The organism is Pseudomonas sp., from assembly GCF_051660785.1.
Lineage (GTDB): Bacteria > Pseudomonadota > Gammaproteobacteria > Pseudomonadales > Pseudomonadaceae > Aquipseudomonas.
This window is the reverse complement of sequence record NZ_JBOFQE010000034.1, coordinates 1-10720: the sequence shown is the minus strand read 5'-3', so window position 1 is coordinate 10720 and position 10720 is coordinate 1. Positions and strand designations below refer to the sequence as shown.

9 protein-coding genes are annotated in these 10720 nt (G+C 60.1%); 1 reads left to right on the top strand and 8 read right to left on the bottom strand.

What is annotated here, in order from left to right:
• Nucleotides 1-167 precede the first annotated feature (167 nt).
• The 8 genes from ACRC4F_RS08150 to gcl all read right to left on the bottom strand — a co-directional run bounded on the left by ACRC4F_RS08150 (nt 168) and on the right by gcl (nt 9796).
• On the bottom strand, nt 168-1166 hold the full coding sequence (locus ACRC4F_RS08150; RefSeq protein ID WP_438658847.1) for a sulfate ABC transporter substrate-binding protein: 999 nt from the start codon (nt 1164-1166) through the stop codon (nt 168-170).
• A 105-nt stretch (nt 1167-1271) separates the two neighbouring features.
• Nucleotides 1272-2096: an ion transporter gene (locus ACRC4F_RS08145; RefSeq protein WP_438658846.1), complete on the bottom strand. Its 825-nt coding sequence runs from the start codon at nt 2094-2096 to the stop codon at nt 1272-1274.
• Between the two features lie 21 nt (nt 2097-2117).
• Nucleotides 2118-3032: an urea transporter gene (locus ACRC4F_RS08140; protein ID WP_438658845.1), complete on the bottom strand. Its 915-nt coding sequence runs from the start codon at nt 3030-3032 to the stop codon at nt 2118-2120.
• Between the two features lie 139 nt (nt 3033-3171).
• Entirely contained in the window at nt 3172-4587 is a 1416-nt protein-coding gene (pyk, locus tag ACRC4F_RS08135; protein WP_438658844.1) for a pyruvate kinase, read from the bottom strand.
• Nucleotides 4577-5857 (bottom strand): glycerate kinase type-2 family protein, encoded by a 1281-nt coding sequence (locus ACRC4F_RS08130; protein ID WP_438658843.1) that lies wholly within the window; start codon nt 5855-5857, stop codon nt 4577-4579. Before ACRC4F_RS08130 ends, pyk begins: the two co-directional genes overlap by 11 nt.
• Before the next feature lie 152 nt (nt 5858-6009).
• The gene (locus ACRC4F_RS08125) at nt 6010-6900 is read right to left on the bottom strand and encodes a 2-hydroxy-3-oxopropionate reductase (protein ID WP_438658842.1); all 891 of its coding nucleotides are present in this window, start codon (nt 6898-6900) and stop codon (nt 6010-6012) included.
• Nucleotides 6901-7099: 199 nt separating this feature from the next.
• A complete protein-coding gene (gene hyi / locus ACRC4F_RS08120) occupies nt 7100-7882 on the bottom strand; it encodes a hydroxypyruvate isomerase (RefSeq protein WP_008026777.1) in 783 nt (260 codons plus the stop codon).
• 138 nt (nt 7883-8020) lie between these two features.
• A complete protein-coding gene (gcl, locus tag ACRC4F_RS08115; protein ID WP_438658841.1) occupies nt 8021-9796 on the bottom strand; it encodes a glyoxylate carboligase in 1776 nt (591 codons plus the stop codon).
• Nucleotides 9797-10063: 267 nt separating this feature from the next.
• Between gcl and ACRC4F_RS08110 the strand changes: the two genes are divergently transcribed.
• Nucleotides 10064-10504, top strand: coding sequence for a GlcG/HbpS family heme-binding protein (locus ACRC4F_RS08110; protein WP_438658840.1), 441 nt, complete (start codon nt 10064-10066; stop codon nt 10502-10504).
• The last annotated feature ends 216 nt before the right edge of the window (nt 10505-10720 follow it).

Genomic DNA, 10720 nt, shown 5'->3' with positions numbered 1-10720 from the left:
GAGCGAGCCTGCTCGCGATAGCGTCGGAACATTCAACATCAATGTAGCTGACAGACCGCTATCGCGAGCAGGCTCGCTCCCACAGGGATCTTCAGCGAATACAAATCTGTTGTTCGGGCATAAAAAAGGCGACCTCAACAGGTCGCCTTTTTCATTCAGCTCAGGAATTACTGACCACTGTAGATCTGATCAAAGACCCCGCCATCATTGAAGTGGGTCTTCTGCACAGTCCGCCAGTCACCAAAGGTCTTCTCCACCGACAGGAAGTCCACTTTCGGGAACCGATCGGTGTACTTGGCCAGCACCGCCGGATCACGCGGGCGCAGGTAGTTGGCCGCTGCAATCTCCTGACCTTCCGGTGACCACAGGTACTTCAGGTATTCCTCGGCCGCCGCGCGAGTGCCTTTTTTGTCGACGGATTTGTCGACCACCGACACTGGCGGCTCGGCTTCAGCGGAGACGCTTGGGTAGATCACTTCAAACTGGTCACGACCAAACTCGCGGGCAATCATTTCCGCTTCGTTTTCGAAGGTCACCAGCACGTCACCGAGCTGGTTGGTCATGAACGTGGTCGTCGCTGCGCGGCCACCGGTATCCAGCACCGGCGCTTGCTTGAACAGCTTGCCGACGAAGTCTTTGGCCTTGCTCTCGTCGCCGCCGTTTTTCAGCACGTAGCCCCAGGCCGACAGGTAGGTGTAGCGCCCGTTACCCGAGGTTTTCGGGTTCGGTACGATGACTTGCACGCCGTCCTTGAGCAGGTCCGGCCAGTCTTTCAGGGCTTTCGGGTTGCCTTTACGGACGATGAACACGGTGGCCGAGGTAAAGGGCGCGCTGTTGTTCGGCAGGCGGGTGACCCAGTCCTTCGGAACCAGTTGGCCGTTGTCCGCCAAGGCATTAATGTCGGTGGCCATGTTCATGGTGATGACGTCAGCCGGCAGGCCATCGATCACCGAACGTGCCTGTTTGCTGGAGCCGCCGAAAGACATCTGCAGGGTGATGTTCTCGTTGTGTTCGGCTTGCCAGTGTTTCTGGAACGCAGTGTTGTAGTCCTTGTAGAAGTCGCGCATCACGTCGTAGGAAACGTTGAGCAGGGTCGGTGCGGCCTGAGCCACGCTGGTCAGTGCCAGGCCAGCGGCCAGAAGTGAGGCGCCAAAGAGTTTTTTCACTGCGCATTCCTTGTTCTGAAAAGATGTTTTTATTTAAGAGTGAGGCAATTGCCAGCGACTATAGCCGGGCAGACATAGACCTTTAAAGATTAAAAAGCACTTTGCTTATTCCGCTTTCTTAAACAACGCATTGCCACAGCGCGAGCAAAACGCCGCCCCGTGTTCATGGCTGTTTTTCTTGCACACCGGGCAATCGTGTTGCAGCTGCTCGCCGCGCATGGCGTTGGCCAGTTCAGCCGTGAAGATACCGGTCGGCACGGCGATGATCGAGTAACCGGTGATCATCACCAGCGACGAAATCACCTGGCCCAACGGCGTCTTGGGCACGATGTCGCCGAAGCCCACCGTGGTCAGCGTGACGATTGCCCAGTAGATGCCTTTGGGAATGCTGGTGAAGCCGTGTTCCGGGCCTTCGATCACGTACATCAGTGTGCCGAACACCGTCACCAGCGTGCAGACGCTGACCAGAAACACCACGATTTTCTGCTTGCTGCCGCGCAATGCGGACATCAGATAGTTGGCTTGCTTGAGGTACGGACTGAGCTTGAGCACGCGGAAAATCCGCAACATCCGAATGATCCGGATGATCAGCAGGTACTGCGCATCGGCGTAATACAGTGCCAGGATGCCGGGCACAATCGCCAGCAAATCCACCAACCCATAAAAGCTGAACGCGTAGCGCAACGGCTTGGGCGAACAGTAAAGGCGCAAGCCATATTCGATGGCGAAGATAACCGTGAAGCCCCACTCGATGTACGCCAGCACATTGGCGTAGTTCTTGTGGATCATGTCGATACTGTCGAGCATCACGATGATGATGCTGGCGAGGATGATCAACAGCAGGATGCCGTCGAAGCGCCGCCCGGCCTTGGTGTCGCTCTGGAAAACCATGACGTAAAGCTCTTCACGCCAGTTTTTGCTGCTGTCCATGGATGTCGCCTGAGCCAATGATCAGCGAAGCCTAGGTTGATTCTCCTCCAGAGTGCAAGGCGTACGGGCGACAGGGGTCTTGCCGAGCATTGGAACAACCGAGCGGATCAGCCAGCAGGCGAGGATGAACGGCGCGGTCAGTGTTGGCAGACCGATGGCAGCAAACACCGGCGTCAACAACACCGCTGAGGCAATACCGATGAGCGGCAGCCACGGTTGCTGGCGCTGTGAGCTGAGGGCGAGGGCGGCGAGTACGGCGTTATAGCCACCGAGGCCGATCAATGCGCTGTAAAAGTCGTGATTCAGCAGGCTCCAGCCCATGCCTGCGACAGACGCCAACAACGCCCAGCAGAATGCGCGGCGATCAGCGATCAGCAAACCCACGGCAATCATCGCACCGGCCAGCGGATGACCGAGGAACATCACCTGGCCGAGACCTTTCAGGGGGGCGGCGAGCATGTTCAGCGTACTGATTTCGATCAGGTGCGCATCGGTCGAGGGCGTGGCGAAGCACAGCAGCAACCAGCCCAGCCCCACGAAGGGCGCGGTATAGGCCGGCAGGTAATGGCTAACCCGGACCCGTTTGAGCCACTGTTGAGTGAGCATCGCGCTCAGTCCACCCGCAGCGATGATCAGCGGCGGCAACAGCGCGGACCAAGGGAAGTAGAGACTCAGCAGCAGGCCAAGCAAAACACCGTTGTAACTGAACAGCCCGGCCTGACGGTCAGCCTTGGGGTAGTTGCGACGTTGCGCGGTGAGCAACCCGGCGACACCGCCCAGCAGCGCACCGCCGAGCAGGGTGGGCGCGGTGAAAAGAATCGCCAACAGGCACAGCAGACCGCACAGCGGATGACGCTGGAGGAAGATCTGGCTGAAGCCGTTGAGCAGGGCAGTCGCCCAGTCGGGGCAGTGGGTGTTGAAGTGATTGGCAGGCATGGCAGTTCTAAAAGTCAGTTAAACCCGTATCGCCAGCAGGCTGGCTCCCACACTGAATCTCAGTTCAGTCTTGATTCCGTGATCGACACAAAACCAATGTGGGAGCCAGCCTGCTGGCGATGAGGCCGGTATGGGCGCTCTAGATCAATGTCTCGATACGCAGTGAGTTAGTCGACCCCGGCTGCCCAAACGGCACACCCGCCGTGATCAATAAAGTATCCCCGCGCTGCGCCATCCCCTGCGCCTGGGCAATTTCCAGCGCCGTCGAACACACCTCGTCCACCTGCCGCAGCCGATCATTGACCACCGAATGCACGCCCCACGCCACGGTCAAGCGGCGCGCGGTCTGCAGGTTCGGCGTCAGGTTCAGGATCGGCACCGTCGGCCGTTCCCGCGCCGCACGCAGGCTCGATGTCCCCGACTCGCTGTAATTCACCAGCACCGCCACCGGCAGCACATTGCTGATGCGGCGGATCGCGCAACTGATCGCGTCGGAAACAGTCGCTTCAGCCTTAGGCCGGCTCACGTCCAGTTGCGCCTGATAGTCCGGACCATTTTCCACCTGGCGGATGATTTTGCTCATCATCTGCACGGCTTCCAGCGGGTACTCGCCCGACGCGGTTTCCGCCGACAGCATCACCGCATCGGCCCCTTCGGCCACGGCGTTGGCAACGTCGGTCACCTCCGCACGGGTCGGGGCAGGGGAGAAGCGCATCGATTCGAGCATCTGCGTCGCCACCACCACCGGTTTGCCGAGTTCGCGGCAAATGCTGATGATGTTTTTCTGAATCTGCGGCACGCTTTCGGCCGGCACTTCCACGCCCAGATCACCGCGAGCGACCATAATCGCATCGCTCAACTCGGCGATCTCGCGCAGCTGAGTCACGGCCGATGGCTTCTCGATCTTGGCCATCAAAAACGCTTTGTCGCCGATCAGTTCTCGGGCTTCGCGAATGTCTTCCGGACGCTGCACGAACGACAGCGCGACCCAGTCCACACCCAGTTCCAGACCGAAACTCAAGTCACGGCGATCCTTGGCGGTCAGCGGGCTCAGTTCCAGCACCGCTTGCGGCACGTTCACGCCTTTGCGATCCGACAGTTCGCCGCCGTTTAGCACGGTGGTGTCGATCGCGTCGGCATACTTGGTGACCACGCGCAGACGCAGTTTGCCGTCGTCCAGCAGCAGGTCCATGCCGGGCTCGAGCGCAGCGATGATTTCCGGGTGAGGCAGATTGACCCGGCGCTCATCACCCGGCGTCGGGTCGAGGTCGAGGCGCAAGGCCTGACCGCGATGCAGTTGCACCTTGCCGTCGGCGAACTTGCCGACCCGCAGTTTCGGACCTTGCAGGTCCATGAGAATGCCCAGCGGATAATTCAGCTGGCGCTCGACTTCACGAATCCATTGATAACGCTGAGCATGGTCGGCGTGATCGCCATGGCTGAAGTTCAGGCGAAAGATATTGACCCCGGCCTGCACCAGCTCACGGATGTCGTCGATCCCGTCGGTGGCAGGGCCGAGGGTGGCGAGGATTTTAACCTTCTTGTCAGGCGTCATTTTCAGGGCTCTCAAGGATCAGGATGGCGCGGAAGTCGTTGACGTTGGTGCGGGTCGGTTCGGTGACGATCAATGCGTCCAGCGCCTCGAAATAACCGTAGCCATTGTTGTTGTCCAACTCGTCGCTGGCGCTCAGACCGAGGGCGGCGGCGCGGGCGTAACTGTCCGGGGTCATGATTGCACCGGCGTTGTCTTCGGAGCCGTCGATGCCATCGGTGTCACCGGCCAGCGCGTAGACGCCGGACAGGCCTTTCAGGCTGTCGGTCAGGCTGAGCAGGAATTCGGCGTTGCGTCCGCCACGGCCATTGCCGCGTACGGTGACGGTGGTTTCTCCGCCCGACAAAATCACGCACGGCGCCGCCAGGGGTTGGCCATGCAGCACGATTTGGCGGGTGATGCCGGCATGAACCTTGGCCACTTCGCGGGATTCACCTTCCAGGTCACCGAGGATCAGCGGACTGAAACCGGCCTGACGGGCTTTCACCGCCGCTGCTTCAAGCGACTGCTGCGGACGGGCGATCAACTGGAAATGGCTGCGCGCCAGACTCGGATCGCCGGGTTTGACCGTCTCCGATTCCGGGCTCTGCAGCCAGTTGCGTACCGAGGCCGGAACGTCGATGACGTAGCGTTTGAGGATCGCCAGGGCTTCGGCCGAGGTACTCGGGTCGGCCACGGTGGGGCCGGAGGCGATGACCGTGGCGAGATCGCCCGGCACATCGGAAATCGCGTAGGTATAAACAGTGGCAGGCCAGCAGGCTTTGCCGAGACGGCCGCCCTTGATCGCCGAGAGGTGCTTGCGTACGCAATTCATCTCGCCGATGGTGGCGCCGGATTTGAGCAGGGCTTTGTTGATCGATTGCTTGTCGGCCAGGGTGATGCCGGCGGCCGGCAGGGCTAGCAACGCAGAACCACCGCCCGAGAGCAGGAAGATCACGCGGTCGTCTTCGCTCAGGTTGCTGACCAGATCCAGCACCCGTTTGGCCACCGCCAGACCGGCCGCGTCAGGCACCGGGTGAGCGGCTTCGACGACTTCAATTTTTTCGCACGGGGCGCCGTGGCCGTAACGGGTGACCACCAGACCGGACACTTCACCCTGCCAGCAACGCTCGACCACCTGAGCCATGGCGGCCGCGGCTTTGCCGGCACCAATGACGATTACCCGACCGCTACGATCTTTGGGCAAATGGGCTTCGAGGACTTGCTGCGGATGGGCCGCGTCGATGGCTGTGGCAAACAGCTCGCGCAGGAATTGTTGCGGATTGACCGACATGGCGGGCTCCCGGATTTCTTGTTATTTGGAGGGCGACTCGGTTCCCTGTGGGAGCTAGCCTGCTAGCGATTCAGGCGCCGAGGTCTATCAGACACACCGCGTTGATTTCATCGCTAGCAGGCTAGCTCCCACAGGTTTTATGCAAGGCTTGCTTACTTATCGCGAATCGAGAAATTCGCCATGTGTTCCAGGCCCTTGATCAGCGCCGAGTGGTCCCAATTGCTGCCACCGATGGCCGCGCAGGTGCTGAACACTTGCTGGGTATTGGCGGTGTTTGGCAGGTTGATGCCCAACTCGCGCGCGCCGGCCAGGGCCAGGTTGAGGTCCTTCTGATGCAGGCTGATGCGGAAACCCGGGTCGAAGGTGCCTTTGATCATGCGCTCGCCATGCACTTCGAGGATCTTCGAGGACGCGAAACCGCCCATCAGCGCTTCACGCACCTTGGCTGGATCAGCGCCGTTTTTCGAGGCGAACAGCAGCGCTTCGGCCACGGCCTGGATGTTCAGCGCGACGATGATCTGGTTCGCCACTTTGGCGGTTTGACCGTCGCCGTTGCCGCCGACCAGGGTGATGTTCTTGCCCATGGCCTGGAACAGCGGCAGCGCGCGTTCGAAGGCATCGGCATCGCCGCCGACCATGATGCTGAGGCTTGCAGCTTTGGCGCCGACTTCACCGCCGGACACGGGTGCATCGAGGTATTGCGCGCCTTTTTCGTTGACCTTGGCCGCGAAGGCTTTGGTGGCGGTCGGCGAGATCGAGCTCATGTCGATGACGATTTTGCCTTTGCCCACACCGGCCGCAACGCCGTCGGCACGGAACAGCACGTCGTCGACCTGTGGGGTGTCCGGCACCATGATGATGATGACTTCAGCTTCCTGGGCGACTTCTTTCGGGTTGGCCAGAGCGACGGCGCCACCGGCAACCAGGTCGGCCGGTGCGGCGTCGTGGTGCGCCGACAGGAACAGGCTGTGACCGGCTTTCTGCAGGTTCAACGCCATTGGGTGGCCCATGATGCCTGTGCCGATAAATCCGATTTTAGCCATGAGAAATTCCTCTTGTTTTTGTGTAGCTCCCGGCTCTGCACCGATGAGCTCTTTGTGGCGAGGGGATTTATCCCCGTTGGGCAGCGAAGCTGCCCCAGATTTTTTGTTGTGAATCGGTCAGACCGCATGAGCAGGTTTTACGACTGCTTCGCAGCCGAACGGGGATAAATCCCCTCGCCACAAGGGCCCAAACCTCATCTCAGATTGCGTTATGGGTTTTCAGCCAGCCCAAACCTGCTTCAGTGGTGGTCAGCGGCTTGTATTCACAGCCAACCCAACCCTGATATCCAATGCGGTCGAGGTGTTCGAACAGGAAGCGGTAGTTGATTTCACCGGTACCCGGTTCGTTGCGCCCTGGGTTGTCCGCCAGCTGCACGTGGTTGATCTCGCCCAAGTGCGATTGCAGAGTGCGGGCCAGGTCGCCCTCCATGATTTGCATGTGGTAGATGTCGTATTGCAGGAACAGGTTGGCGCTGCCGACCTGTTCGCGAATCGACAGGGCCTGCGCCGTGTTGTTCAGGTAAAAACCCGGGATGTCGCGGGTGTTGATCGCTTCCATCACCAGTTTGATGCCCGCCGCTTGCAGCTTGTCGGCAGCGTACTTGAGGTTGGCGACGAAGGTTTTTTCCACGGTGGCATCGTCGACGCCTTGTGGACGAATACCGGCCAGGCAGTTGACCTGGGTGTTGCCCAGTACTTGCGCGTATGCGATCGCCAGATCGACACCGGCGCGGAACTCTTCCACCCGATCCGGCAGGCACGCGATACCGCGTTCGCCCTTGGCCCAGTCACCGGCCGGCAGGTTGAACAGCACCTGGGTCAAGCCGTTGGCGTCGAGCTTGGCCTTGATCTCGGCGGAGCTGAAGTCGTAGGGGAACAGGTACTCGACACCACTGAAGCCGGCCTTGGCGGCCGCTTCGAAACGGGCAAGAAAATCCTGCTCAGTGAACAGCATGGACAGGTTGGCTGCGAAACGCGGCATGGTGGTCTCCCGAAAGTATGTGCAGATCCCCTGTGGGAGCCAGCCTGCTGGCGATAGCGGTGGGACAGTCAACATCAATGTTGAATGTGCCGGCCTCATCGCGAGCAGGCTCGCTCCCACAGGGAGAGCGTTCAGCTGTTAATCCAGCAACGAAATCGCAGTCGGCGCATCGTTGCCGACCAGCGCCAGGTCTTCGAACTCGTTGACGGCGTTGATCTCTGTGCCCATGGAAATGTTGGTCACGCGCTCCAGAATAATCTCGACGATTACCGGCACCCTGAACTCTTCGATCAGCTCCTGGGCCTTGCGCAATGCCGGCTGGATCTGACCCGGTTCGAAAACACGCAGCGCCTTGCAGCCAAGGCCTTCGGCGACCGCGACGTGGTCGACACCGTAACCGTTGAGTTCCGGAGCGTTCAAGTTATCGAAGGACAGCTGCACGCAATAGTCCATGTCGAAACCGCGCTGAGCCTGACGAATCAGCCCCAGGTACGAATTGTTGACCACAACGTGGATGTACGGCAGCTTGAACTGCGCGCCCACCGCCAGTTCTTCGATCATGAACTGGAAATCATAGTCGCCCGACAGTGCCACAACCTTGCGGGTCGGATCGGCCTTGACCACGCCCAGAGCGGCCGGAATGGTCCAGCCCAACGGGCCTGCCTGACCGCAGTTGATCCAGTGACGCGGCTTGTAGACGTGCAGGAACTGCGCGCCGGCAATCTGCGACAGACCGATGGTGCTGACGTAGCAAGTGTCTTTGCCGAACACCTGGTTCATCTCTTCGTACACGCGTTGCGGCTTGACCGGCACGTTGTCGAAGTGAGTCTTGCGCTGCAGGCTGGCTTTGCGCTGCTGGCAGTCTTGCAGCCAGGCGCTACGGTTTTTCAGCTTGCCGGCGGCTTGCCATTCACGAGCAACTTCGATGAACACGGTCAGCGCGGCAGCGGCGTCGGAAACGATGCCCAGGTCCGGGTTGAACACGCGGCCGATTTGCGTCGGCTCGATGTCGACGTGAATGAACTTGCGCCCTTCGGTGTACACGTCGATCGAACCGGTGTGACGGTTGGCCCAACGGTTACCCACGCCCAACACCACGTCGGATTTCAGCAGGGTCGCATTGCCGTAACGGTGCGATGTCTGCAAGCCCACCATGCCGACCATCAGCGGGTGATCGTCCGGGATCGTGCCCCAGCCCATCAAAGTCGGGATAACCGGAATGCCGGTCAGCTCGGCGAACTCCACCAGCAATTCGCTGGCATCGGCATTGATGATGCCACCACCGGCAACCAGCAGTGGGCGCTCAGCCTGATCGAGCATGGCCAGGGCCTTCTCGATTTGCACGCGGTTAGCGGTTGGCTTGGCCAGCGGCAGGGGCTCGTAGGCGTCGATGTCGAATTCGATTTCGGCCATCTGCACGTCGAATGGCAGGTCGATCAGCACCGGACCTGGACGGCCGGAGCGCATTTCATAGAAGGCTTTCTGGAACGCATACGGCACCTGGCCCGGCTCCATGACGGTGGTTGCCCACTTGGTCACTGGCTTGACGATGGTGGTGATGTCGACGGCCTGGAAGTCTTCCTTGTGCATACGGGCGCGGGGGGCTTGCCCGGTGATGCACAGAATCGGGATCGAGTCGGCCGAGGCGCTGTAGAGCCCGGTGACCATGTCCGTACCGGCCGGGCCGGAAGTGCCGATGCACACGCCGATGTTGCCGGCCTTGGTACGGGTGTAACCCTCGGCCATGTGCGAGGCGCCTTCAACGTGGCGCGCGAGGACGTGATCGATGCCACCGACCTTCTGCAAGGCGGAGTACAGCGGGTTGATCGCGGCGCCCGGGATGCCAAAAGCGGTATCAACCCCTTCACGGCGCATCACCAGAACGGCGGCTTCGATTGCTCTCATTTTGCTCATGGTTTTGTGCCTCTTACGTTTTGTAATTGTATACAAGTGGCTTTGCGCAGAGTGTATTCACGGCGGACGGCGCAGGTCAATCCATTTTCTCAAGCGGCCGTTTCATTCGTCGGAAGCCCTTCCTGCTGTGGCTTTTCGTCGCATGTGGCGCTTTTCGAGAATTATTGTATACAAAAAAATAACTCATTGTGTTCTATTTGTTGCATCGGACTGCGGCACAAACGCGCAGTCCACTGGCTTTCCCTATAACAAAATGAGGACGGCACCATGAGCGCTTTAACCTTGAAAGTTGCAGTCAACCTGATCGATCAGGCCATCATCGCAGGGCGTGCAATCTCCGCGGCGCCACTGACCATCGCGGTACTGGATGCCGGCGGGCACGTGATTAGCCTGCAACGCGAAGACGGTGCGAGCCTGCTGCGCCCGCAGGTCGCCATCGGCAAAGCCTGGGGCGCCATTGCCCTCGGCAAAGGCTCACGCCTGCTGGCACTGGACGCCCAGCAACGCCCGGCCTTCTTCGCGGCGCTGAACAGCTTGGGGCAGGGCAGCGTCGTGCCGGCACCGGGTGGAGTGTTGATACGGGATCAGGAAGGGAACGTGCTGGGGGCGGTGGGGATCAGCGGGGATCTGTCGGATGTTGACGAGCAGTGTGCGATCAGTGCGATCGAGGCGGCGGGGTTGAGGGCGGATGCTGGGGTGGTGGCTTGATTTTGTATTGATTGATCTATCGCCATCGCCAGCAGGCTGGCTCCCACAGGTGGATTATCTGAATATCAGAGATCCAGTGTGGGAGCTAGCTGTGATCTCTCTGTAGGTTGTTCACTCGGGGCTTTTCCGGGAAATTGGAGGTGCGAACCAAACCAAGTACCTGGAGGCCCCGAGTGAACACTCATAAAAATGCCCGATTAACCGTTTCTGGTCGAG